Origin of the sequence: Litoribacterium kuwaitense (assembly GCF_011058155.1) — a bacterium.
GTDB lineage: Bacteria > Bacillota > Bacilli > Bacillales > DSM-28697 > Litoribacterium > Litoribacterium kuwaitense.
This window is the reverse complement of the sequence record NZ_JAALFC010000002.1, coordinates 156,449-182,545: the sequence shown is the minus strand read 5'-3', so window position 1 is coordinate 182,545 and position 26,097 is coordinate 156,449. Positions and strand designations below refer to the sequence as shown.

23 protein-coding genes and 1 pseudogene are annotated in these 26,097 nt (G+C 41.9%); 4 read left to right on the top strand and 20 right to left on the bottom strand.

Annotation, left to right across the window (positions count from 1 at the left end):
* Nucleotides 1-277: 277 nt before the first annotated feature.
* The 5 genes and pseudogenes from manA to G4V62_RS02830 form a co-directional block, all read right to left on the bottom strand.
* Nucleotides 278-1,232: pseudogene (manA, locus tag G4V62_RS02850) on the bottom strand (mannose-6-phosphate isomerase, class I).
* Nucleotides 1,233-1,403: 171 nt separating this feature from the next.
* Nucleotides 1,404-2,375 carry a sugar phosphate isomerase/epimerase family protein gene (locus tag G4V62_RS02845; protein ID WP_165199241.1) on the bottom strand — a complete coding sequence of 324 codons (972 nt, stop codon included), beginning with the start codon at nt 2,373-2,375 and terminating at the stop codon, nt 1,404-1,406.
* Nucleotides 2,376-2,418: 43 nt separating this feature from the next.
* Nucleotides 2,419-3,156: a sugar phosphate isomerase/epimerase family protein gene (locus G4V62_RS02840; protein WP_165199240.1), complete on the bottom strand. Its 738-nt coding sequence runs from the start codon at nt 3,154-3,156 to the stop codon at nt 2,419-2,421.
* Between the two features lie 227 nt (nt 3,157-3,383).
* Nucleotides 3,384-5,720: a methyl-accepting chemotaxis protein gene (locus tag G4V62_RS02835; protein WP_165199239.1), complete on the bottom strand. Its 2,337-nt coding sequence runs from the start codon at nt 5,718-5,720 to the stop codon at nt 3,384-3,386.
* A gap of 145 nt (nt 5,721-5,865) precedes the next feature.
* On the bottom strand, nt 5,866-6,240 hold the full coding sequence (locus tag G4V62_RS02830) for a single-stranded DNA-binding protein (protein WP_212508643.1): 375 nt from the start codon (nt 6,238-6,240) through the stop codon (nt 5,866-5,868).
* 546 nt (nt 6,241-6,786) lie between these two features.
* Here G4V62_RS02830 and G4V62_RS02825 point away from each other — a divergent pair.
* Both G4V62_RS02825 and G4V62_RS02820 read left to right on the top strand, forming a co-directional pair.
* Complete coding sequence (locus G4V62_RS02825; RefSeq protein ID WP_165199238.1) at nt 6,787-6,936, top strand: hypothetical protein; 150 nt, start codon at nt 6,787-6,789, stop codon at nt 6,934-6,936.
* Nucleotides 6,937-7,134: 198 nt separating this feature from the next.
* Nucleotides 7,135-7,458, top strand: a complete 324-nt coding sequence (locus G4V62_RS02820; RefSeq protein ID WP_212508642.1) for a helix-turn-helix domain-containing protein — start codon at nt 7,135-7,137, stop codon at nt 7,456-7,458.
* 128 nt (nt 7,459-7,586) lie between these two features.
* Here the strand turns inward: G4V62_RS02820 and G4V62_RS02815 are convergent, their stop codons facing one another.
* Entirely contained in the window at nt 7,587-8,852 is a 1,266-nt protein-coding gene (locus G4V62_RS02815) for an S-layer homology domain-containing protein (protein ID WP_165199236.1), read from the bottom strand.
* 248 nt (nt 8,853-9,100) lie between these two features.
* Here G4V62_RS02815 and G4V62_RS02810 point away from each other — a divergent pair, with 248 nt between their 5' ends.
* Nucleotides 9,101-9,286, top strand: a complete 186-nt coding sequence (locus G4V62_RS02810) for a hypothetical protein (RefSeq protein WP_165199235.1) — start codon at nt 9,101-9,103, stop codon at nt 9,284-9,286.
* 70 nt (nt 9,287-9,356) lie between these two features.
* Here the strand turns inward: G4V62_RS02810 and G4V62_RS02805 are convergent, their stop codons facing one another.
* The 4 genes from G4V62_RS02805 to G4V62_RS02790 all read right to left on the bottom strand — a co-directional run bounded on the left by G4V62_RS02805 (nt 9,357) and on the right by G4V62_RS02790 (nt 13,370).
* Nucleotides 9,357-10,424, bottom strand: a complete 1,068-nt coding sequence (locus tag G4V62_RS02805; RefSeq protein WP_165199234.1) for a Ger(x)C family spore germination protein — start codon at nt 10,422-10,424, stop codon at nt 9,357-9,359.
* Nucleotides 10,414-11,511 carry a GerAB/ArcD/ProY family transporter gene (locus tag G4V62_RS02800; RefSeq protein ID WP_165199233.1) on the bottom strand — a complete coding sequence of 366 codons (1,098 nt, stop codon included), beginning with the start codon at nt 11,509-11,511 and terminating at the stop codon, nt 10,414-10,416. Before G4V62_RS02800 ends, G4V62_RS02805 begins: the two co-directional genes overlap by 11 nt.
* Before the next feature lie 21 nt (nt 11,512-11,532).
* Complete coding sequence (locus G4V62_RS02795) at nt 11,533-13,041, bottom strand: spore germination protein (protein ID WP_165199232.1); 1,509 nt, start codon at nt 13,039-13,041, stop codon at nt 11,533-11,535.
* Nucleotides 13,042-13,247: 206 nt separating this feature from the next.
* Entirely contained in the window at nt 13,248-13,370 is a 123-nt protein-coding gene (locus G4V62_RS02790; RefSeq protein ID WP_165199231.1) for a DUF4025 domain-containing protein, read from the bottom strand.
* 146 nt (nt 13,371-13,516) lie between these two features.
* Here G4V62_RS02790 and pdxK point away from each other — a divergent pair, with 146 nt between their 5' ends.
* A complete protein-coding gene (pdxK, locus tag G4V62_RS02785; RefSeq protein ID WP_165199230.1) occupies nt 13,517-14,320 on the top strand; it encodes a pyridoxine/pyridoxal/pyridoxamine kinase in 804 nt (267 codons plus the stop codon).
* Between the two features lie 128 nt (nt 14,321-14,448).
* Here the strand turns inward: pdxK and G4V62_RS02780 are convergent, their stop codons facing one another.
* From G4V62_RS02780 to G4V62_RS02735, 10 genes are all read right to left on the bottom strand, one after another.
* On the bottom strand, nt 14,449-15,951 hold the full coding sequence (locus G4V62_RS02780) for a potassium/proton antiporter (protein WP_165199229.1): 1,503 nt from the start codon (nt 15,949-15,951) through the stop codon (nt 14,449-14,451).
* 129 nt (nt 15,952-16,080) lie between these two features.
* The gene (locus G4V62_RS02775) at nt 16,081-16,476 is read right to left on the bottom strand and encodes a hypothetical protein (RefSeq protein WP_165199228.1); all 396 of its coding nucleotides are present in this window, start codon (nt 16,474-16,476) and stop codon (nt 16,081-16,083) included.
* Nucleotides 16,477-16,751: 275 nt separating this feature from the next.
* Nucleotides 16,752-18,338 carry an extracellular solute-binding protein gene (locus G4V62_RS02770; protein WP_165199227.1) on the bottom strand — a complete coding sequence of 529 codons (1,587 nt, stop codon included), beginning with the start codon at nt 18,336-18,338 and terminating at the stop codon, nt 16,752-16,754.
* A gap of 141 nt (nt 18,339-18,479) precedes the next feature.
* On the bottom strand, nt 18,480-19,850 hold the full coding sequence (locus tag G4V62_RS02765) for an extracellular solute-binding protein (RefSeq protein WP_165199226.1): 1,371 nt from the start codon (nt 19,848-19,850) through the stop codon (nt 18,480-18,482).
* A complete protein-coding gene (locus tag G4V62_RS02760) occupies nt 19,847-20,074 on the bottom strand; it encodes a hypothetical protein (protein ID WP_165199225.1) in 228 nt (75 codons plus the stop codon). The genes G4V62_RS02765 and G4V62_RS02760 overlap by 4 nt, the downstream gene beginning before the upstream one ends.
* A 135-nt stretch (nt 20,075-20,209) precedes the next feature.
* Nucleotides 20,210-21,580: a type 2 periplasmic-binding domain-containing protein gene (locus G4V62_RS02755; protein WP_165199224.1), complete on the bottom strand. Its 1,371-nt coding sequence runs from the start codon at nt 21,578-21,580 to the stop codon at nt 20,210-20,212.
* Complete coding sequence (locus tag G4V62_RS02750) at nt 21,577-21,807, bottom strand: hypothetical protein (RefSeq protein WP_165199223.1); 231 nt, start codon at nt 21,805-21,807, stop codon at nt 21,577-21,579. Before G4V62_RS02750 ends, G4V62_RS02755 begins: the two co-directional genes overlap by 4 nt.
* Before the next feature lie 342 nt (nt 21,808-22,149).
* Entirely contained in the window at nt 22,150-23,766 is a 1,617-nt protein-coding gene (locus G4V62_RS02745; RefSeq protein WP_212508641.1) for an extracellular solute-binding protein, read from the bottom strand.
* Between the two features lie 52 nt (nt 23,767-23,818).
* Nucleotides 23,819-24,718 (bottom strand): carbohydrate ABC transporter permease, encoded by a 900-nt coding sequence (locus G4V62_RS02740; protein WP_165199222.1) that lies wholly within the window; start codon nt 24,716-24,718, stop codon nt 23,819-23,821.
* 15 nt (nt 24,719-24,733) lie between these two features.
* On the bottom strand, nt 24,734-25,651 hold the full coding sequence (locus G4V62_RS02735) for an ABC transporter permease (RefSeq protein WP_246218224.1): 918 nt from the start codon (nt 25,649-25,651) through the stop codon (nt 24,734-24,736).
* Nucleotides 25,652-26,097: the final 446 nt, after the last annotated feature.

Sequence of the window (26,097 nt, the reverse complement as noted above, 5' to 3'; positions counted from 1 at the left end):
TATACACGTGAGCTCTCTTAAACTGTTAAACTACGCTCATTTCAGGAAATATTCAAATTCAGGCCAATTTAAAAAACGCCCTCAAAAGGACGTAACTGTCATTCTCTTGCTTTTATCGATAAATCGAGTACTTCCAAGACAGCCTTTATCGCTCACCTGTTCGGAAGTACTCGACAGCAGAATTGTCTTAACGTCGTTTCAGGAAAAAACGCCTTTAGAAAAAACGCTCGATGAGACGAACACCTACATCCTCATAAAAGCAGTCAAACGATATTCATTATACATGCGATACGATACACTCTGCGTTCCCCCGGATTTGAAAACGGTCCACTGTTGACGGAATAAGGAAGTGTTGACTTTTTGCAAACGCAAACGTGCCGTCTTCAGTTTCAATCTCGCCTTGACCATCCAATACGCTGACGAGTAAAAATGGCGCCTCCATTGGAAATGAAGTTTCTCCTTCAATTGTCCAATGATAAACAGAAAAAAACTGTGGATCTTGAATTAAAGTCACAACCTTTGTGCCCTCTCGTTGTTCCTCAGTAGCAGTTGTTTTCGCATCTACGTGTGGGACCGTCGTCACATCGATCGCCTGCTTTAAATGAAGCTCACGAGGTTGACCATCGGCTCCCTTTCGATCATAATCATACACTCGGTACGTCGTGTCTGAACTCTGCTGTGTCTCTAGCACGAGTGTGCCTTCGCAAAGAGCATGGATTGTCCCGCTCGGCACATAAAAAAGTCACCTTTTTGATAGGCACACGGCGCAACAAATCATCCCATTGACCGTGATCAATCATCTGCTGCAGCTCTTCCTGCGTTTTGGCGTGATGACCGTAAATTAATTCTGCGCCTTCCTTGGCATCAATGATATACCAGCATTCCGTTTTTCCTAATTCACCTTCAGCTTCATGCGCCTTTGCGTACGTATCATCAGGGTGAACCTGCACTGATAAATCGGCGTTCGCATCTAAAATTTTTGTTAATAACGGAAATACAGATGCATCGTGATTGCCGAAAAGCTCACGGTTTTCTTCATATAATGCCCGAAGCGTCTTTCCTGAAAATGGACCATTTTCAATTTGGCTTTCTCCGTGAGGATGGGCAGAAATTGCCCAGCATTCGCCTGTTTCCTCAGAAGGTATTTCATAACCGAAGGCTTCCCGAAGTTTCGTGCCTCCCCAAATTCGCTCTTTAAACACAGGCTGTAAAAACATAGGTGTTTTTGTCATTGTATGGCCACTCCTACTTTGAAGATTTTATGTACGTTACACTACAGTATACCATGCTTTAGACGATGAGGAATCTGGAGATTTTGAAGCAATCATGATGTTCGGGACGCCCAGTGTATTCAACAACGCAAAACACCGCGACTTTTTATTTCAGCCGCGGTGTAATTTAATTTATGCCCACCAAGCTTCCGCTGGTTTTTCTGTAAATAGTAAAGGCTTTAAGAAATCAATGGCACTTTGGAGCCCTTCATCAATGGAAGCAAGCATGTCCTCATGCTCAATTGACATGACATAATCGTAATTGACCATCTGTAACGCAGAAATCATGTCCCGCCAAAGCTTTTCGTTTTGTCCGTAGCCGCACGTACGGAACGTCCATGAACGATCTAAGACTTGACCGTAATGCTTCGTATCGAGGACACCATTAATGCTCTTATTCGCTTCATCTACATAAACGTCCTTCGCGTGGAAGTGGAAAATTGCATTTTCTTTGCCAAGATGCTTTATCGCTTCAACAGGATCGATTCCTTGCCAAACGAGGTGACTTGGATCAAAGTTTGCTCCAATGATGTCACCGACGGCCGCCCGCAAACGTAAGAGTGTCTCCGGATTATAAACAACAAATCCTGGATGCATTTCAAAAGCAATTTTTTGAATACCATGTTCCTTTGCAAAAGCAGCTTCCTCTTGCCAATAAGGAATTACTTTTTCTGTCCATTGCCACTCTAAAACCTCAGCATATTCAGGAGGCCAGGCACACGTGACCCAGTTTGGATTTTTCGAAGTTTCAGAGTCTCCTGGGCATCCAGAAAATCCGTTGACAACATCAAGACCTAGCTTCTCAGCCAATAGGACCGTATTTCTCCAGCTTTCATGAGATTTTTTTGCGAATTCAGGATCTGGATGCAATGGGTTTCCATGAAAACTTAACCCGCTTAAAGTGAGACCTCTTGAGGTAATGGCTTCTTGAAACGCTTTAACTTTTGCGTCATCTGCCAACAAATCTTCAAGAGGTGCGTGAGCCTGTCCAGGATATGCTCCTGTACCTACTTCTACAGCTTCAATCCCCATCGCTTTCACTTTATCAAGCATGTCTTCAAAAGCTAAGTCTTGATAAAGTACTGTAAAAACACCAAGTTTCATCATTATTTCTCCTTTCAACTTCAAATGGTTTTCTATATTTAGTTTATCTGTAAATCGTCTTCAAATATTCTCTGCTTTTTGCGACAGATTCAAGCGCAGGGCCAGGTGTCACATCTTGCTCAACAATCCACCATTCTACCTCACTGCTTTTCTCTTCTGCCAGAATGGCTTGAATGTCTGTATCCCCTTCTCCAAGCGCTGCAAAGGAGCCGTCTTGCGTCATATCTTTTAAATGAACGAGTGGAGTACGTCCTTTGTGGGCCCGCAACCATTCCACTGGTGATTTTCCAGCTTTACGAAGCCAATACACATCAAATTCAGCAATAAGCTCTTCGGCTGACAAATGAGTAAGCAAATAGCTTAAACCGTCCGTCCCTTCGTATGGCTCCAGCTCGAAATCATGATGATGGTACCCAAAGGTCATCCCTTCTTTTTGACAAGCCGCGGCCACTTCTTTAAATAAAGGAACAAGCTCCTTGTACTTTTGACGATCTTCTTCACTAAGGTAAGGACAAACGATATACTTTGCACCGATTGCCTTTTGATAAGCAATCGTATCAGCAAGGTTATCGCGTAGCTGTGGAATAGGTACATGCGCTGAAATCGCTGTCAAATTAAGTCGATCCAACTCGTGTTTTAAATCTGCCGCTGACATACCATAGTACCCGGCAAATTCTACCCCTTCGTAACCTAAAGCCGCCACCTTCTCGAGTGTTCCAACGAAGTCCTCTGCACATTCTTCTCGCAGTGTAAACAGTTGTAAGCCTAATTTTGCTGCCATCGTACTCCTCCTCTAAATGTAATGCATTACATTAACACTTATATGTAGCTTACTTCCATCATAACAAATGGCTTCCGTTCTGAAAAGGTTAACTGCACCTCATTCATGAAAAAAGAAGCATTTGAGAAAGACTTTATCACCTGCAAGGAAGATTCAGCGAAAAACTGCACCCCCGATACATCTAACAATTGAGGTGCAGTTCACAGATGAGGCATATATTTCTGTTTTTATCGTTGCGTGTGATCTTTTTCTTCATTGTTTTCTTCAACGTGATGCTGGTCGGATTGCTCAGTGAACTCACTTTCCGGAACACCGTCTTCTTTACTATCATAAGACGATGACTCGTAATCATCCTCATGATCACTCGTTGAAGCAATTTCTTCTACGACGTCGTCTTCGACTAGCTGAAGTGCTGTGTGATCACTCATTTTTCGTTCGTGCATGTGCGGTTGTTCTTCAATATGAAAGGAAGAAATTCGACCTTGTAAATCATTAATTTCATGGTCCATTTCTTTAATTTGATGCGTTAGTTCACTGACAGATGCCATTTGCTCCTCGGCAGATGCAGACACCTCTTCACAAGTCGCTGCTGTCTCTTCAGACACATTTGCGCTGAGCTCCATCATTTCAACAATCTGCTCACGATACGTCAGCATCTCTTTTGCTCCCTCATCTAACTGAGCCATTTCGTGTTTGACATCATCAATCCCAGTAATGATTTGTGTGAACGCATCCGCGTTGGAATCAATCAGTTCACCTTGTGACTCAAATAACGTGCGAACCTCATTCATCTGACCGGCTACACGATTCATATCTGACCGCGTTGAATGAACGATATGCGCAATTTCTTGCGAAGCAGTTTGCACTTGCTCTGCAAGGTGTCGAATTTCAGTAGCGACAACCGCAAAGCCACGACCGGCTTCACCGACACGTGCCGCCTCAATCGATGCATTTAATGCCAGTAAATTCGTTTGATTAGCAATGTCAGTAATTGTTTCAACAATCGAATCAATTTTTTCAGACTCTTTTTCAAGCGTTTCGATTTCAGCAGCCATTTCCTGAAGTCGACTCATGCTTTCTGATGATGATTCGGTTAAATAAGTGACTTTTTGCTGTCCTTCATTCCCTGCTTTTTCCGCATTCATTGCCGATTGACGAACCGTTTGAATCGACGCAACGACTTCTTGAATTTTCTCAGAGAGCGTGTCGGTAATACTTGCACCAGCATTCACCGACTCAGATTGGTCGCTGGCGCCAACTGCAATTTGTTCAACCGCTTGAGAGATTTCATTTGATGCTTGATTAACCGTAGCTGAATTGACTGTCAGGCGATCACTGGAGGTCTTCAATCCTGTCGTCGCCTCCTTAACACTGAGGACAACTGTTGCTAGTTGAGAGACCATCGTATTAAAGCTGCCAGCAAGTTGTTGAATCTCTCCTTTGGCTTTTATATCTGCCTTTACAGTTAAATCTCCATCCTCTACCTTTTTCATTGCGTCTCTTAATTGATTTAACGGTCGAGTAATATGGATTGCCATCAAAGTGCCGATCACAAGTGCTAACAAAACTAAAATAATGCCTGTAACAATCGTCCATATTTTCACCGTATTTACACTACCGAGTATGTGCGTGAGAGGAATGACACTCGCTAAGGTCAAATCTGTTCCTTTAACGTTTTGAAGTACAGCGATTTGCTCTTCTCCATCTACATTTATACTTTGGATGACTGGCTGATCTCTTTCTAGCTCTATTTCTTGAATTTCTTGAATGAAATCCTCATGAAGTGGTTCATTTGGATTCAAAAAATTTTGATTGTTTTTATTTAAGACGATAAAATTGACTCCTGTGTTTTCGTTGTAAACGACACCCCTCGGTTGTGTCGATGAGTCAGTTGTCTCGCCTTCTTCAGTTTCTCCTCTGGCTAAGGCGTCTTCAATATTTTCTTCAGCTTGCCCTAAAGAGGTTAACAATTGATCTGGATGAATGGAAATCCGGATCACTGCTAACGGATCACTACTACTCATGCTGTTCAGCAAACGAACATAGCTGACGCGCTCTCCCTCTTCGACGAAGTCCTCTTCAGAGGCTACCCAAAACCCTTTTCCTGAAAGCTCTTCCGCCCTTTTATACCAATCCTGATTGTTAAGGTTATTTAATTCTTCTTCAGACAACAAAGAAGATTGCCCCCTGCTCGTAATCATCGAGCCATCCGCTTTAATTAAGGCAACATTTGCAATAAGATCATTACCGTGTGTTAAAGAAAATAAGAAGTCTTCCGTCTCCTGTCTGAATTGTAATGTATCATAGCTTAATTCCCCTGCATTAAAATGAGCCAAACCCTCTTGAATACTGTTGTTCAGTAAGATTTGCGTCGTCACCTCGGCCATACGCGAGTTGACCGTTTCCGCATTATTGATTTTTAACCCCATTTCTGTTTGCAAATGGTTTTGCGTATTTTCTTGCATCCCTGTTGATGTTTGCATAAAAATCACAGTCCCTAACACAATTAACGGGATAGTGATGACTAAGACCATAGTTGTGAGCAGTTTTCCACGGATTCCCATACTCAAAGCCCCTCTCTTTTTCTTTAAACCGTCTTTAGCTCATCGTCATTTTTTCATCGACATATTTCGCTGACAATTTAATAGCAAGAGAGAAATTTCTTCAGTTTTCTTCCAAAAACGTCAATCAATCGACCTATTTTCAAACTTATGAAAACGGGGTTTGCTGCGCCTTTCGCTTTTCCCGTACTTCTTTTGACTCAAGAAACTGCACTGAACTCGCAACAATTTCTAACTGTTCGACCTTTTGTCCATTGTCACTTTCAAACGTGTAAGAACGCAACCGCCCTGTCACAGCAACGAGAGACCCTTTCTCACAATATTCAGCGGTCGTCTCTGCAAGCGTACGCCACGCTGTGCATGGAATAAAATCAACGTCGTACTCACCTTCATTATTTTTGAATGAACGGTTTACAGCGAGCATGAAGCGGGTCATCGCCACCCCTTCATTTGTCGTATATCGAAGCTCTGGGGGGCGCGTCAGTCTACCGACTAAGAGCATTTGGTTAACGATAAGACTCATTCCTTTCTAATTGGAGGATATGACTTAGAAAGTAACACGACTGCCTTGACGTAGACCAATCTCCTTTTTTCTGTTTTGCCTGCCTAAATGCCAGATTGTTTCAAAAACTATAGACATCGAATTATCGCTCTTTTGACCAAATCGTTAAGCTGCTAAAAAGGTGACAAGATAAAAAGAGCTACCCATTGTAGGATAGCTCAACAACCTTTAAAAAGAAGCAGCCTGAATCGTTCGGCTTTAAGGAAGAGAGCAGTGTTGCCGCACTGCTCTCCGTATATCTATATATGATCATGGCGTATATGGATATATTACCACAGTTTTGCATCACAGCCAATTTTTTTTACATAAATGAAACATTATCCTTTGATAGTAAAATAGCTCATTTTGACTTTGCAAAAAAGCACTTTTTTCTTTGGCTTATTCTACCGTAATGTGGCCATTTCGTCGTGTTTTTATATGCTCTACGCCGTGCCTTTTGAAAGCAATGCACACAAGAGGGAAGGGTTGCTTATAATACAATGGTCAATTGAAAGGAGGAGCAGACTGATGGAGGCATCAAATCAAAAGCTTTTTCTTCTCAAAAAAGAGCTTTATCAGTTTATTGAACGAAGTGAGAACCGCGCGAAGGATTATCCGCTATCAGAATCCATCTACGAGCTGAAACAGTTGATCAATCACATTTTACACTCGACTTAAGAAAATTACCCAAGAGATTCAATTTAGCCGTTTTGGCACATAAAAATAATTGACTTTTGCCGAACAAATATACAGAATAGGCATATATACACCCTCGAATAAGCAATTCAACATGAAATAGTCCTTATTTTATATTTTTATGACCTTCCGATAGTCGAAAAGACTTGTGCCAAAATCGCTAGAAAGGATAGTTGCATGATGACCCCTATCAATCTACAGCGCATCCGACAAGAACATAATGTTTCGCGACAAGCCATAGCTGATCAATTAGGATTAACACCTCAAGCCTATGGAAACTATGAAAATGGTCGCAGACAGCCGAGCCTTTCTATTTTATGTCAGCTCGCTGACCTTTTTAATGTTTCGTTAGACGAGCTTGTTGGCAGACAAAGCCCATTAAACTCCCCATTAAGAGGGCGCTTTGTTTACGTAGGTGAGCTCTCTGAAGAAAACCTTCTCAAAATTGACGCCTTTGTAAAAGAATTGCACCGCAAAGAAAACTTTGAAAAAAAGCATCTCTAGTTCAAAAACCGACCTACTCCTCGCTAGACACGCCCGTTGCTTATCTCCCGGTATGCATTGAGATTTAGACTTGTATAAAAAAAAGCCTTCGTCCGTAGACGAAGGCCTTCTGAGTAAAGATTCGATTCTTATTCAACCATCATTGTATCTTCAAAAGATAGCTCTTCAGCATTTTCTGCTGCTTCTGGTAATTCAATTGGGCCGGCTTCATTATAATCCGTCATTGTCATGTCAAAGAAAATATCCATGCCGGAAAAGCCCATAGATTCCTCATCCATTGAAATCGTCATGTCAGCGACTTGACGAGTAACAGCCGCAGAACTCTCTTCAATCCACATTTGACCGCTCATACCAACAGATGCATCTCCTGGCATCATCATTTCTAGGGAAAGCTCTTCCTCACCCATTTGCATTTGCAATGCTTCTAAAAGTTCAGTGATCGAAGGAATGACACCGCGAAATGCAATGTTACGCAAGCCGTCTTCTTCGCCTAAATCTTTGTAGAAGAAAAACTCATTGTTGAGCTGCTCATAAAACTCAAGGCTGTCTGCCTGCATTGTAAGCATTTCATCGAATGGCATTGTGTAAGCTTCATCTGCTGGGATCTTCATCCATTCTTTCTCACCAGATTCTGAAAGAGGAATGGACATGTAAATCCCATCTTCTACTAGATACTGCTCAATTGTCATTTCAGCTGGAAGCTCAGGGTCTTCAAACGGCATTTGTACCGTAATGACTTGGTGAATTCCAGTGTCTAAATCAACACTCATGTCAAATGTCGCATCCATAGAAAACATAGCAGCTGCTTCTTCGCCTAATTCTTCCATCATTTGCATCGTTTCGTCATCAAACTTCATTTCCATTGTCATATCTGCACTTGCGTTAAAAGACGCAACATCGATAGACGCTTCAGTGGAACGATTCACCCATTCCAAGGCGCTTTCATCGCTCACAAGTGCTTTCGTAAAGATTTCATCGACTTCTGTTTGGGTTGTAAACGTGCCGTCCTCAATAGACAGACCAAAAGTATCTACTAGATCCGCCACAGCTGTATCTTCATCAACATGAAGTAATCGGGCTAAGATCGCCGCGGCTTCAATATCAAAAAGTGGACGCTCTGGCTGAATTTTGTTTCCTGGATATCCTTCCAAAACGCCTCTTTGCATGAGCGCTTTCACTGAATCAGCGTATGGCGATGTTTCATCAATATCTGCTGGCCAGAAAAAAGGCTCATCATTTGGCTCAACATCTAGCTGCTCAGTGATTTGGTTAAAAAATTCCCCTCGTCCGAGTACGTCATCAGTCTGATAAACGTCTCCGCTGTCGGCACTGGCAGGAATTAAAGGCGCCAATACGACGAGAAATGCTGTTATCATTGCAGCAATCTTTTTCATATATCTCTCTCCCCTAGTATAATTTGGTGTCTCCACCTTTTTTCACTCTAAACAAGTGTAAGCAAACTCTTTGCGTTTTTCAATGAATAACAATCTGCGACAAAGAATTTCTGAATATCGACGACACTGAAATCTAAAAATCCATAGTCTTTTTATCATTCCGACAAATTTCCTCTAAATGTCCTATATACAATAAGAATCGCTTATTCGTATAATAGAACATATCATGGGTACAAGGAGGGTTTCGAATGACCAGCCACTCCCAAGGAAAACGCACGATGCAACAGTGCAGTCAACATTTAGATATGCTTCATGTCGACAATAAGGTAAAGCAGATCGTTTACATGTACATGGAAACTTTATACCGTGACGCCTATGCGGAAGGCCAAACCGACGCCCAAGATGAAGCGAAAAATGACCCTGTGTCCAAATAAAAGTGCCATACAGCATGACACCAACAAATAGATCCCCCTGGAGCGCTGTCTCCAGGGGGACTTTCATCACTTATTCTGAAATTCCTTTATTTACAATGATTACGTTCGCGGTTACGTTCATTTTTAGGTTTGGGTAGGTTTGCTGCCATTCCTGCCAAGAAAAGCCTGCACGTCCTTGAATATCATCTCCAAATCCAAGTGGATCAACATTTAATTCTTGAAAACGTTTAAGCATTTGTAATCCTTTTTCCTCAATTCGATTTTTTAAGTTTTCCTCAACTTCTTTGCTACGCTCTTCTGTAAAATGAGACCCCGTATATTCTAGGACTTCTCCCTCCATATCAACAGACAACGTCAACGAATGATCTTTCTTATTAAAATTGACTGTGCGGATTGAATCAATTCGTCGAATATAGGCGATATTCCCTTCTTCGTCTTTTGCCCGATGTGCCCCTTTTGCTACATCATCGTAAATGGCGTTAAAGTAAAAAGTGTCTTCAAAGGGGATTTTTTCGACAAATTTGTCCTTGTCCATAATTGCAATTCCAGAAATTTCAACGACATCTTTGCTCTGTTTTAAAATCGGCAAGATTGGGTCTCCGCCCGTAGAAAATAGAGCGTATTGATACAAATGAAGGTTCATTTCAGGAATCATTCTTTTGTTCATATTTTGTTGCAGCATGCTGTCTAAATAAACGCCTAGGTCTTGCGCTGCGTATTCTCCTTTAAGCAGACTTTGAGCCGGGCTTTCCGAGATCACAATGTAAAGCTTGGCACCCGTATTAGCCCCACGCTTTAAGAAATCAAGATAGTCTGTAATGCCTTGCTTCGCTAATTCCTCGTTGATCACAATCGTATCCAGTTTTCCAGTTTCAATCACTTTTGAAGACTGAGCCCCTGCTCCGTTAAGGTTCTCATTTAACGTTCGCGCTTGTGTCGTAAACGTTTCGTTTGTTGTCGTCTCGTCGGGGTTAAACACCGGAAAAGAAATGGTCATCTTCACATCATGATTTTCAGCTGGATCAAGCCCGATGACGGTTGCAAGTTGTACATCATCAAGTATTTTAGGTGTGGCACCGCAACTCGACTGTAGCAAAAGAAAGGTGCACAAAATAAAGAAAAGACCTTTACGTTTCATTCCTTTTCCTCCCCTCCCCTTTAAATAGAGCACCCAGCGCTAAAACAGGCACGTATATAAACAGAACAACAACGCCATACGCTCTATAAAAATCTGCAAACATATTTAACTTTTCGGGTTGAGTAATAAGAAGAAGCGAGATGTAGATTCCTGCAATCACGATCCATACATACGTTCGCTGTCGAGCGCCCGTAAGTCGTTTTAGCATTTTCGTTCCTGCCCAAATCGCTAAACATGTGTAAGGCAGTAAAATTAAAAGCCAAAAAGCAATCGTAATGATCTCGAACCTCTCAACAAAAGGCAAGGTGACAACTTGCAGCAATGACAGCGTCGGCCAAATATGATCCATCAATTGATTTGGACTAAAAAAGCTGAAGCTGACAAATGCCGTTACAACATACAACGCAAACGATATTAAGTTTGCTAAGTGCGCCCATTTCTGTGATTTTTCCGGCTCATTAATAAAGGGATAATAAAAAATAATGAATAGATAACCGAAGAATGCAGGCATCATTCCTAAAGCAGCCTGCCAGATATTTGTGACTGAGCTTGTAAACACGGGGAGTAATGGAGAGTACTGCGCATATTGCATCGGGAAAAATACAACGAAAAGAAGAAATGAAGGGATGAAAACGCTATATACCGTAATCCCTGTCACCACCCGAAATCCTCCTGCAACAATATACCCTACAAGTAATAATAAGACGAGAGCAAACAGCCAAATGATCATATCTGGAAAAACCCACGTTTGTATAATTTGAATATAGGTCCGCAAAATTAGAAATGCACCTACAAAATAACCAATACTTAACAGCATTAATAAGGCGCGCCCAAGAACGCGCCCAAAAATACGGTCATGCAACCGATCAATACTTCCACCCGATCGCTTCATCGCCACATAAATGAGCGCAATGATGATATGAGATAAACCAGCAGCTAAAAGGAGGCTCAACCAAGCATCATAGCCAACGTATGGCACAAGAGAATGTTGGAAATTTAAAATAAAAATACCTGTTTGTGCGCCATGCACTAAAAACAGAACAAAAAAAGGAGACACGCGAAATTGCTTTTTAATATGAGAAGTCACGTCACTAGCTCCTCCTTTTTATTACTCATCGATATCTTTTTTCTTGGCGGCACGTTTCCTTTTAAACCGCTCAATTTTTTCTGTCTGCATTTGAATTGGTCGTAACGACTGCTTCGAAAATGGGAGGCGAACGAGCGTATCTTTAAAATCTGACAAGCGTAGCGGAAAGAGCGGTTCAAGATAAGGTCTTCCTAATGAAGTCAACCTCAGTAAATGTGTCCAAATCAACGTTCCACAAATGACAATACCGATTAAGCCCCAAAATTGAGCAGCGAGTAGCAGCGGAAAACGAAGCAAACGAATCGTATTACTCATTTTATAAACAGGTGTTGTAAACGACGACAGTGCCGCTAAAGCGACAATAATGAGAAGAACGTTACTCGTCAGCCCAGCTTCAACAGCGGCTGTCCCTATAACAATACCACCCACAATCCCAATGGTCTGTCCGACTTTTGTAGGCAGTCTTGCCCCAGCCTCCCTTAAGAGCTCGATCGTCAATTCAAGAAATAGCGCTTCGATAATGGGGGGAAACGGTACTTCTCGTCGCGTCGTAATCAGTGTTGGCATTAAATCCCTTGGGATCATTTCGTAATGAAAAGTTAAAATAGCAACATACAACGGAGTCGCAAAAATGGAAAACAGAACCGAACAAACACGGATCACACGAAACGAGGTGGCAATAATCCAGTTTAAAAAATAATCTTCAAACGCTACAAAAAACTCTAACAGCGTCGTTGGCGCCAGCAATGCCATTGGAGAGCCATCCATTAAGATGGCGACTTTTCCCTCTGCTAACGCTGAAGCGACGCGATCGGGACGCTCTGTATCAATAAATTGCGGAAAGATTGAGTTCGAATTATCCGCCATCATTTGTGCTAAGAACGAACTGTCATTAATCTGGTCAAAGTCGATCTCATTTAATCGTTGCTTGACCGTATCGACGTTTTCTTTATTCGTAATCCCTTCCATAGATAGCACTGCAATTCTCGTTTTCGTTAGCCGTCCTGAGCTAAGTTCATCTACTTTTAGTTCATGGACCGGTAATCGTTTGCGAACGAGATTCAAATTCGTATCCAACGCTTCGAGAAAAGCTTCCTTCGGTCCCAATACAGAAAACTCTACTTCTGCAGTTGCGACTTGCCTCGCTCGTGATAAACCAGCAGGAACAAGGATCGTCTGGTGATCTCCTTTTTGCAACTGAACCGAGACAAACCCGTTCATGATCTTTTTTTCCGCTTCCTCGGCATCCATCGTCATTGATTTTTGTTCAAAAGGAATCGCTTTAGACAAGTCTTCAATTGAGTTAATGTCATATTTCACAAGTTGAGGAAGCAGATGATTATGCAGAATGTCCGCGTCTACCAAAGGATTACTGTAGCTCAAATAGACCGTTCCATTGTTTGTATGTGCATTATACGCGAGAAAATCATTAGATTCCGCTAATTGGTCAAGCATTTCTGGTATTGTAACCGTTGAATGTGCTTTATCGTCTGAACTTTTCCACGAGCGCTTTAGCCATTTCCATATCATGGTGAAAATTCCTCTCTCACGTCTTACATGTCAGCTTTTCCTGAGCGCAAATGAATTATACGAAACGGACAATCGAATTAAATAACTAAATAAACACCTTTTTCGTTTGTGGAAAAAGGTGCCATCATACTGGAAAACATAAGAATTGACGTTCGGGGGATTCACTCATCTTCCCGTCTATTCCTAAGACAGACTAAACAAAGAAATTAATGCTGAGGCGTTTCTTTTTGGTCTATCGTTCCTTCTTTGTACACATCCGAAATTTGCTCCTGCGTCGTCTGCTGATCCGACTGTGTGCCTTTATTTTTCTTGGCTTTTCGCTGTCTCAATGCTTGTTTCCCCTCCTTTTCAGAGATGTTTTTTTATTTTTTGTCATTGTGCCATTTCTATACGGGTGACAGGAATCAATCAGATGCAATGCTCACAATGTCGATTCTTGTTATAATAAAGAAATGTATAGAAAGGGGAATGTTTAATGGGATTACCGAAAGCAGTGACCATCGCAGGCTCAGATACAAGTGGCGGTGCTGGAATTCAAGCCGATTTAAAGACTTTCCAAGAACGAAATGTGTACGGCATGAGTGCAGTGACCACTATTGTCACCATGGACCCAAACAATCATTGGAATCACCTCGTTTTCCCTCAGGAAACAGCGACGGTGAAAGCGCAGCTTGATACCTTGTTCAGTGTGAACATTGATGCCTTAAAAACAGGCATGCTTGGCTCTGTTGAGATTATTGAGCTTGTCGCAGACACCATCCAAACGCACGGAATAAAAAATGTCGTCGTTGACCCTGTCATGGTTTGTAAAGGAAATGATGAAGTTCTTCATCCAGAGACATCTGTTGCTTTACGAGACGTCTTAGTCCCTGTCGCAACAATCGCGACACCAAACCTATTTGAAGCGAGTCAATTAGCGCAAATGCCACCGCTTAAAGGAATTGATGATATGAAAAAAGCGGCTGAAAAAATTCATGCGCTTGGGCCAAAATATGTGTTAATAAAAGGTGGTCAGAATAAAGCCGATGGCAGAGCAACTGACTTACTTTATGATGGCACAACCTTTGAAATGTTTGAGGCTGATCGAGTAGCTACATCTTACACCCATGGCGCAGGCTGTACGTACTCGGCAGCAATTACAGCTGAACTCGCACGTGGCGCGGCAATTAAAGAAGCGATCGAAACGGCAAAAGATTTCATTACTGCTGCGATTCAACACGGCTTTAAGTTAAATGAATACGTTGGACCGACGATGCACAGTGCATATCGAAACAAATAAAGTTTGTCAAGCACCGTTCGCTTAATGGATGCTTCTACTTTTCGCCTGTTTTAAAAAGCGACGGCTTTGTCAACAACCTGAAACGGACATCCTTAACAGGATGTCCGTTTGCATTGACAAAGTATAGATTACATGGAATGCGTTCTTGCCTCTTCTTCAACCTCTGATTGCTCGAGATATTCCATCAGTTGCGGCTTTCTCGTTTTGGGAACGAGAAAATAAAGAACATCACCTGGAAGAATGGTTGTGTCACCATAAGGCGTCACCAGGTTTTCTCCGCGAATGATCACACTTACAATGACTTTATTCGGAAAATCTAGATCGATCAGACGTTGATTGATAAAATGATCATTGGGAGACACGACATATTCCATCATCTCTGCATTGGCTTTACCGATGGAAATCAGTTCAAGCGAATGCGGTGGAGTCGGTCGGCCATCCTCTGACAAGCCTAGAATGCGGGCTAATAAAGCGATCGTCGAACCTTGGATAAGCGTTGACGTTAAGACGACAAAGAAGACGATGTTGAAGAAAAGCTGGGCGTTCTCGAGCCCTTCGGCAAACATAAATGTTGCGAGAACGATGGGGACAGCTCCGCGTAAACCGGCCCATGAAATAAATATTTTTTCTTTCAACGTATAGCGGGAAAAAGCGAGCGACACGAAAACGGCGATTGGACGAGCAACGAGAATGAGGAATACAGAGAGCAAAAGGCCACGCCAGATAAAGTCACCAGATAATAAATTATCAGGAAACACGAGGAGTCCGAGAATAATAAACATCGTAATCTGCGCGAGCCAAGCAAAACCTTCATTAAAGCGCAAAATAGAATGCTTATAGGTCAACTCAGAATTACCGAGTAAAATCGCAGCAATATAGACTGCAAGTAAGCCACTGCCTTGAATCATCGTCGTAAAAGCGTACGTAAACATGGCAAATGCGGTCGCCAACACTGGATATAAACCACTCGAGTCCAGATTAATGCGATTAATAATGGTTTGTGCAAGTTTTCCAAAACCTAGACCGCATAAAATACCTAGACCCATCTGTAAAACAAAAAATCCCATCATTTCAAATATATTAGAGCCTGGCGACATAATCCACTCAATTAACGAAATGGTTAAGAACATCGCCATCGGGTCGTTTGTTCCTGATTCCGCTTCGAGAGTTGCTTCAATTTTTTTTCGAATGTTCTGTCCCTTAATCACTGCAAATACAGCGGCAGCATCCGTAGAACCAACGATTGCTCCGAAAAGCAACGCATAGAGAAATGATATTTCATCGAGAACAAAATAGGCGACAACACCAAGTACAAACATTGTGACGACGACCCCTAAAGTCGCTAAAGAGATCGCCGGTTTCATGACTGGCTTAACATCCGTCCATTTCGTTTGCAATCCGCCCTCAAACAAAATAATAACAAGTGCAATAATTCCTACTAACTGACCATAGTGTGGATTATCAAAATAAATGATGCCAAGCCCATCACTGCCAATCAACATTCCAATACCGATAAAAAAGATCAGTGCTGGTACATTTAATCGCGTAGAAAATTTGACTGATAGGACACCACATAAAAATAATATTGAAAAGAGTAAAATAAAGTAATCCACTTGAAAAAATTCCGACATACACATTCTCCGTTCTGCTACAAATCCTTAATCATGAACAGTGTAAAGTCCTATAATCCCCTCCCCGAACCTTCAATGACCGAGAAATATACACAAACACTCAAAAGCTGACATTCTTACTTGTTCATTTTATGCAATGACACCTGTCATTCCACCATATGTGGCAATTCGCTGAATATATTTTTGACGTATTGGAAAGACAATAGAAGTTGTACCGATCTCAGAAATGCCGCTCCGGCGATGCACATACGCTTTTTTTACATGAAATTGATAATGATTACGATGTTGATTCATCATTGCTACTTCTCTGGCATTTTCTAAACCTGTGCTTAAGGAAATACTTTTAAAACGAGGGGATTCAAACGGACGAATACTGACAATATCATCTAATTTAATGTGATAATTCATATGGGGCTTTTGAACGATAAGCTCTTCTGTAGATAGTGTAATCCCAAAATCCTTTTGCTTGTGAGAGAGCTTTAGTTCTCCGTCAATTTCCTTAATCTTCATTAAATCTTTAAACATACTGCCACTCCTTCACTGATTTGTCATACCTTTGACTGCACGTTCTTCACAGAAATCGATTAAAAATGAAAGATGCTAAGAATGGGACATCGAGTGTATCGGTGGTTTAAAAGGGAGTGGGGTATGGGGAAATATATCTTTAAAGTCTTAGATTTTTGTGTATAAGTCTTCTTATTATTGTATCATGGCGTCTTTTTGAACGAAAGTATCAACCCTTGCGTAAACCTTATCCAAAAAAGGCGCTGACCTTTGATAAGGTTACAGCGCCTTTAAGATTATTCAGCCGTATTAAATTTCTCGTAAGCTTCGGCATAAATTTCAATCAATCGACCAACTTTCATTTTGTTAACTGTATCAACATATTCATCCCATTTTGAAAGCGGTTCTTGCCCGGTAATAAACTTGGCTTCCATTTGCTCAACGTAAGCATCTAAGTCAGCTCGAATTCGCCCGACCTCATTTTGCTCTTCTTTCGTAAGAAACATTTTTGGAAGAGCAACTTGCGCATAAGGCTCAAATTTTTCCGCTGTCTCATCAAGGGTAAACGTTGAGCTATCTTCCCAGCTTAAGCCGATTTCTGTATAGCCCCTTTTTGGAATTGGCACGCCAAAGTCAGGGGTCAATGAGCCACGCCACTCTTCCCCGCTGCCATATTGTGCTGGTGTTTCTTTATTGACACGAATGCCTTTCTCTTCGTCCTTCCATTCCCAAAACACCCCTTCTTTCCCGATGTTGGCAAGCGTCGCTCCTTCTAAAGAATATAAATAGTCTACCCAGCGGATCGCTACTTCAGGATAAGGATTCGATGAAGTGATAGCAAATTGGCCTGGTGAAATCCCATCTCTTTTTGGCAAACGAGGCTCGTCAACGATATCACTTCTCACAGGCTGCATCATTGGGTGGTCACCCGGTTCTGCCTCCCCACCTAATGTAAAATGCGGCGACCAGTCGGCAAACAAGCCAATTTGGTTGGCCTGACCTTTTGCTTTTTTCTGATCTCCAGTTTGCGAAAAGCTTTCTGGGTCCAATAGCCCTTCTGCGTATAACTTATTCATGTATTCAAGGTATGCTTTATAGCCAGGTTGAATCGCACCAAAAATCACTTCTCCATCAATTACTTCTAATCCTGGATCGAGATGACCAAAGAAGCCTAGGAACCATTGGCGAATATCTTCAATCTTAAAGGCCGTTAACGGTATTTCATCAGCTTCTCCATTGCCATTCGGATCTTCCGTTTTAAAACGCTTTAGCAGCTGATACAATTCATCTGTCGTCTCAGGTAGCCCCTCCACCTCAAGAGCATCCAGCCATTTTTGGTTATACCACATTGGTCCACGATCCCATGTAATGCCCATATCCACATTCGGTAAAGCATATATGTTCCCATCCGTTGCTGTAATGACTTGTTCGACCAATGGGTAATCTTCCAAGACCTTTTGCACGTTAGGAGCGTGTTCTTCAATTAAATCATTGAGAGGAATGAGAATTCCTTGACTCCCATAATCCACTTGTTCTTCAAGTGTTAAACTAGCTCCAAATAATATATCTGAGTAATCACCACTGGCAAACATGAGGTTTTTCTGTGTTTCAAGGCTTTCCAAACTTGGATTTAAAAACGTCAGCTTCACATTTGTGATCTCTTCCATTTCTTTAAAAAAGTGCATATCTTCCCAATCAGCGATGCTTGTGCTTGGACCAAACATCTCCATCGTCACAGGCTCTTCAACGATCGGAAACCCTTCTTTGGTCAAAGAAATTTCTTTACTTCTCTCACTAACACTACTTTCACTTTCGCTGCAGGCAACGAGCATAACGACAGACAACATAAAAGAAAGCAAGAACCCTACCTTCGCTTTGTTCATTGAACCCCTCCTTAATGATTCATCCATTCTTACCTTTAGATTTTTCGTCAGAATATAGCGAAAAATCTAAAGGCGAATGACTTCTCTCAATCAGCTTCATATGAAAGACGCTGCTCTTTTTTAGAGCAGCGCTACGGTCTTTTACTCTGCTGAATTATGCCGGTCATATGCAGTTGAATAAATTTCTACGAGACGATCGACGTTCATATTTTTTGCCGTTTCTACATAATTGTCCCATTCGGACATCGACGTTTGCCCGGTGATAAATTTGGCTTCCATCTGCTCAACATAAGCATCTAAGTCAGCTCGAATTCGGCTTACTTCGCTTTGCTCTTCTTTCGTTAAAAACATTTGTGGCAGCGCAACCTCAGCATAAGGTTCATATTTCTCAGCAGTTTCTTCATGGGTAAATTGCGCGAATTCATTATCGTCCCAACTTAAGTCAATCTCAGGAAATGAGCGTCCTGGCATCGGTGCACCATACGCCGGGGTCAGCGTCGCTCTCCATTCCTCTAGCGATTTATGCTCAGCAGGTTTTTCATTGTGGACACGAACACCATTTTCCTCGTCTTTCCATTCCCAAAATACACCTTCCGGACCCATGTTCACCAAGGTTGCCCCTTCTAATGAATAGAGATAATCTATCCATCGCATGGAGGCTTCCGGGTTTGGATTCGTTGAGGTAATGGCAAACTGTCCGACTGAAATACCTTCATTCATTGGCAAAACTGGCTCGTCAACAAGATCACTTTTGATAGGTTGCATCATCGGGTCATCTGTACTATTTGGCTCTCCACCAAGGGTAAAGTAAGCAAACCAGTCGGAAAATAAACCAATTTGATTCGCTTGACCTTTCGCCTTTTTCTGTTCAGCGGTTTGTGAGAATGATTCGGAATCTAGCAAACCTTCTGAATAAAGTTTGTTTACATACTCAAGATACGCTTTATACCCTGGCTCAATACCCGTATAAATCACTTCGCCATCTTTCACCTCTACACCTTGATCACGATGCCCAAACGCTCCTAACATATACATACGAATATCATCCATTGTGTAGGCACTTATCGGAAATTCGTCTTGTTCACCGTTTCCATTTGGGTCTTCTGTTTTAAAACGTACGAGTAGGTCGTACAGTTCGTCTGTCGTTGTCGGTAGCTCTTCAACATTTAATGCTTCCAGCCAGTCGTTGTTATACCACATTGGACCGCGCGCCCAAATGATTCCACCTTTAGTAATTTGAGGAAGCGCATAAATATTGCCGTCCGTCGCTGTAATAACTTTTTCTACCTCAGGATACTCTTCAAGCATTTTTTGTACATTAGGGGCATGCTCTTCAATGAGATCATTTAATGGAACGAGGATTTCTTGACTGCCGTAATCGACTTGCTCTTCCATTGTCAGGCTTGCTCCAAATAACACATGAGGGTAATCACCACTCGCAAACATTAAGTTCTTTTGAGTTTCAGCACTCTCTAACGTTGGCGTCGTAAAATCAAATTGAATATTCGTCATTTCCTCCATCTCTTGGAAAAAAGCATATCTTCCCATTCAGCCAATCCGTGGTTCGGGCCGAACATCGTCATTTCAATCGGCTCATCCACAATTGGAAACCCCTCTTTGTTGATGGCGTTTTCTTTGCTTTTCTCACTAACAGTACTTTCACTTTCACTGCAAGCAACGAGCATAGCGACAGACATCATCATAAAAAATAATAATCCTCTACTGATTTTGTTCATTTAAATCCTCCTCAATGATTCATTATATTTATTTGTTTTTATATCAGAATAAAAAGAAAAATCGAAAGATAAGACAGATGATGACATTATCTCATGTGAAAGACGCTGCCCCTCTTTGGAGCAGCGCTGCTGTCTTTACTCTGCTGAATTATGTCTTTCGTATGCACTTGAATAAATTTCGATGAGACGATCAACGTTCATACTTTTCACCGTTTCAACGTAGCTATCCCATTCGGACATCGGTGTTTGTCCAGTAATGAACTTCGCTTCCATTTGCTCAACATAAGCGTCTAAGTCGGCACGAATTCGGCTAACTTCATTTTGTTCTTCTTTCGTTAAGAACATTTGTGGTAAAGCTACCTCAGCATAAGGCTCATACTTTTTAGCTGTTTCTTCATAGGTAAACGTCGTAAATTCATTGTCTTCCCAGCTCAAATCTACTTCAGGATATCCACGTTTTGGCATTGGCACACCGTAATCAGGGCTTAATGTTGCTCGCCATTCTTCAAGTGACTTATGCTCAGCTGGTTTCTCTTTATGAACGCGTACTTCTTGGTTTTCATCCTTCCACTCCCAGAACACGCCTTCTTTACCCATATTTAATAAAACAGAGCCTTCTTTTGTATACAGATGATCAATCCAACGCATCGATGCTTCAGGGTGAGCATTGGCGGACGTAATCGCAAACTGACCAACTGAAATGCCTTCACTCATTGGCAGCGTCGGCTCGTCAACAAGATCACTTTTAACCGGCTGCATCATCGGGTCGTCTGTACTATTCGTCTCTCCACCGAGGGTAAAGTATGCATACCAATCGGCAAATAGACCCACTTGATTCGCTTGCCCTTTCGCTTTTTTCTGTTCTGCCGTCTGAGAGAATGTTTCTGCATCTAACAATCCATCTGCATAAAGCTTACCTACATATTCAAGATATGCTTTATATCCAGGCTGAATGCCAGAATAAATCACTTCGCCATCTTTTACCTCTACACCTTGAGCGCGATGCCCGAATGCACCGAGCATATACATACGAATATCATCCATTGTATACGCACTCATCGGAATTTCGTCTTGTTCACCGTTGCCATTTGGATCTTCTGTTTTGAAACGCATGAGTAGGTCGTATAATTCATCTGTCGTTGTTGGCAATTCTTCTACGTTCAACGCTTCTAACCAATCGTTGTTATACCACATCGGTCCACGCGCCCAGATGATTCCCCCTTTATTGACCTGAGGCAGCGCATAAATATTGCCATCTGTAGCTGTAATGACTTTTTTAACTTCAGGATAGTCTTCGAGCATTTTTTGCACGTTTGGAGCATGCTCTTCAATAAGGTCATTTAAAGGTACAAGGATTTCCTGTCCACCATAATCGACTTGCTCTTCCAATGTTAAACCGGCTCCAAATATCACATCTGGATAATCTCCACTTGCAAACATCAAGTTTTTCTGCGTTTCAGCACTTTCTAACGTTGGCGTCGTATAATCAAATTGCAAATTCGTCATTTTTTCCATCTCTTGGAAAAATGCATATCTTCCCATTCTGCCAACCCGTGGTTTGGACCAAACATCGTCATTTCAATCGGCTCATCAACAATTGGAAATCCATCCGTATTTACCGTTATATCCGAAGAAGCTTCGCTAGAGCCACTGTCTCCTCCAGAACAAGCCGCTAAGATCATCATACAACCAATGACCAGAGACAAAGCTGACCATTTCTTTCTTTTAAACATTACATTTCCCCCTATCGATTTATGTTCTTTAATTTTAATAATGTCATAGTAGCCGGGCATCCCCTCCTTCAAAGGAATCTACGCACCGTCACAAAGAGCAATTCATGTGATTCCACGGTCAAATAAACTTTAGTGTATGCCTTGCAAAGAGATGATCATGGAACCAATTTAACACCATTAAAAGTCATTTTATGCTAACGCTTTCATATTTCTGTAAATGTAAATTCCTTTCTTTGGAAGATGAAGAAAAATCTGTTAACAATCTCTAAAAATAAACATAGGGTTTTCTAAAAGAACAAGGACCAGACGAGACAGTATTGCGCTGTCTGGTCCTTGACGTCTTTATTCGCTTTCTTCTTCAGAATCTGTACCTGCGCTATTGAAGCGTTCGTACGCTCCTTCATAAATTTCAAGCAAACGGCCAACGCGCATGTCTTCGATCGTCGCTACATAATCGTCCCATTCCGATAAAGGTCGCTGTCCTGTGATAAACTTGGCTTCCATTTGTTCTACGAAAGCATCTAAGTCGGCGCGGATTCGACTGACTTCACTTTGCTCTTCACCCGTTAGGAACATCTGTGGCAGTGCGACTTGCGCATATGGCTCAAATTTTTCTGCTGTTTCTTCATGCGTAAATTTCGTAAATTCATTATCAGCCCAGCTTAAATCAATCTCAGGATAGGCAAGTTTCGGTGTAGGGATACCAAAGTCCGGTGTCAACGAACCTCTCCATTCTTCATGACTCGTATATTGAGATGGCAATTCATTATGGGTTCGAATTCCCTCAGCTTCATTCTCCCACTCCCAAAGCACACCTTCTTTACCGATATTCAGAAGGGTTGATCCTTCTTTAGAATACAGATAGTCAACCCAGCGAATGGCTACTTCAGGATAAGGGTTTGCTGATGTGATCGCAAATTGTCCTGGAGAAATACCGTCACTCTTAGGGAGCATTGGCTCGTCAATGAAGTTACTAGTAACTGGGTGCATCATTGGGTTTTCTGTACTGCTATCATCACCGCCAAGCGTAAAGTGCGGGAACCAGTCAGCAAACAATCCAATTTGATTGGCTTGGCCTTTGGCTTTTTTCTGATCTCCTGTTTGTGAGAAGCTCTCTGGATCTAGCAATCCTTCACTATACAGCTTATTCATATACTCTAAATATGCTTTATAACCTGGCTGCATTGCTCCAAACATGACTTCCCCGTCGATCACTTCAACGCCTGGATCTAAATGGCCAAATGCGCCAAGGAACCATTGACGAATATCTTCTATTTTAAATGCCGTTAATGGGATTTCATCTGCTTCCCCATTACCATTCGGGTCTTCTGTTTTAAAGCGTTTCAGAAGCTCATATAGCTCGTCTGTCGTTTTCGGCAACTCTTCTACGTTTAATGCTTCTAACCAATCATTGTTATACCAAAGCGGTCCACGCGCCCAAGAAATGCCTTTATTCACATTCGGCAATGCATAAATGTTTCCGTCTGTAGCGGTAATTACCTTTTCAACCTCAGGATACTCATCGAGCATGTTTTGAATGTTTGGCGCATGCTCCTCGATCAAGTCGTTGAGTGGGATAAGAATACCTTGGTTTCCGTAATCGACTTGTTCTTCTAACGTTAAGCTAGAAGCAAACAAGATATCTTCATAGTCACCGCTGGCAAACATGAGGTTTTTCTGCGTTTCAAGGCTTTCCAGATTCGGTGTCGTAAATTCCAACTGGACGTTCGTTAATTTTTCCATTTCCTCAAAGAATTGCATGTCTTCCCACGCTGCAACCGCCGTACTTGGGCCAAAAATGCTCATCGAAACTGGTTCATCAACGATCGGAAAACCCTCCGGATTTACAGCTACTTCCTTTGCTGCTTCTCCACCACTGTCACTTCCACCACATGCTGATAGAATCAACCCGGCACCTAAGATCAGTGGTGCTGCTGTCCACTTATTACGCTTCCACAATATGAAATACCCCTTTTCTCTGTTGAATCTTACCTTAGCTGCGATCAAACAATTAACCTTTTAATGAACCGATCATGACACCTTTAACGAAGTAACGCTGCATAAACGGATAAATAATAATAATCGGTAGCGTTGAAACGATAATGACAGCGTACTTAACGATACTAGCAATTTCGGCTTGCGTAGCAGCTGCCTGCCCATCAACGACTCCTGACATTTCTGACCCAACCTCTTGTAAGACGAGGATTTGACGAAGTACGAGCTGTAATGGGAACCACTCGCGGTCTGAAATATAGATTAAAGCATTGAAGTAACTATTCCAATGACCTACCCCGTAGAAAAGCGCCATCACAGCAATGATCGGCATAGACAATGGAAGGACAATTTTGAAAAACATTTTTGTCACCGAACAGCCATCAATCTTTGCTTGTTCCTCAAGCTCTTGAGGAATCGTCGCTTGGAAAAATGTGCGACAGATAATAATGTTCCATACCGCTGCTGCGTTCGGCAAAAGCAGGGCAAGCGGTGAGTTAACCATTCCAAGGTTTTTAATGAGCAAGTACGTCGGAATTAATCCACCGCTGAAAAACATTGTAAACACAAACATTGCCATGAAAAAACCGCGTCCAACAAAATCCTTACGAGCAAGTGCATACGCTGCTGGTAACGTCACCGCTAAGTTAATCAATGTCCCGACAACGGTGTAAAAGATCGTATTTCGATAACCAAGCCAAATTCGCTCATCCGCAAATACCCTTTGATACCCTTCCCACGTGAAATCAACTGGAAACAGCCACATTGCCCCTGAGTTTACAGCTGCCGGATTACTGACTGAAGCGCTCACAATGTACACCAAAGGGTAAAGAACGATGATCAAAACGACGAATAGGAGCAAACGATTAAAATTGACAAATATCTTATCTCTGAACGTATCTTGAATTCCATTATTCAACGATCATATCCCCCTTTACCATAAGCTCGTCTCGCTGACTTTTCTGGAGATCTGGTTGACTGCTATCAATAAAGCAGCATTAATAAGAGCATTGAAGAGCCCGACTGCCGCGGAGAAGCTGTATTGTGCATCTAATAAACCAACCCGGTAAACGAATGTGGCAATGACATCAGACGTTTCCATATTCAAAGGGTTTTGCAGCAAGAGAATTTTCTCAAATCCTACCGACAATAAGTTTCCTGTATTTAAAATTAAGAGGATGACCATTGTAGGAGCGATGGCAGGAATATTAATGTGCCAGATTCGCTGCAGGCGCGTCGCACCATCGACAATCGCTGCTTCATGTCGTTGTGGGTCAACCCCTGCAAGAGCCGCCAAATAGATGATAGTCCCCCAACCTGTATTTTGCCAAACATCGGAAAATACAAAAATCGTTTTAAACCATTCAGGTTGACTCATAAAATTGATCGGCCCAATGCCAAACAATCCTAAAAAGTGATTAATCATTCCGGTCGATGGCGATAGAAAGGCGATAATCATCCCTGACATAACAACGACGGAAATAAAGTGAGGTGCATAAGTCACCGTTTGTACCGTTCTTTTAAATATCGTGTCTTTCAATTCGTTAAATGAAAGCGCTAGCAAGATTGGTAATGGAAAGCCCACCGCTAAGGAGTATAAACTAATCCCGATTGTATTTCGAATGAGGTCCCAGAAGTAATAAGAATTAAAGAAGTCTATAAAATGCTGGAAGCCGACCCATTCACTTCCCCACACCCCTTGCGTAGGTACGTAGTTTTTAAAAGCAATGAGTACGCCGTACATAGGAAAGTAGTGAAATATTAAGAAATAGAGAAAAGCAGGTAAGATAAAGATGTACAATTCCCAACTTTGTAATGCCATTTTCCATCTACTCTTCCGATTTCTTTTCATAATGTCTGCCGAGAGTTCACTGGATGTGGACGAGCTTGTCTGTGAATTAGATGTAGATCCAGACGCCATATCCATTCCTCCTTTCTTTAATTAAGGTAATGATGACGCCAACGTTTGCGACGTGTTAATCCAATAGTATGCAATTGTCACACTTTCGTAAATATGTGCATTCTCCAGCGCTTGTTTAGGACAATTGCCGTCTGTAAGTTGTCCCTGTAAGGGCTTTCAGTAGTGTGTAATTGTCACTATTGTTACACTGTATTTTTAGACAACATATAAACAACTCCCTTGTCCTACAAGCATTTGCCTGCTTGTACACCCCGCCGTTGACAAGAAGCTTCTTAAAGAAACCATCGCGTTGAAACATTTGGTTACTGTCTACACAAGATGCTTTTCCACGTAAAAAAATCCCTCTCTATTTCTAGAAAGGGAAAATGAATGTGAAG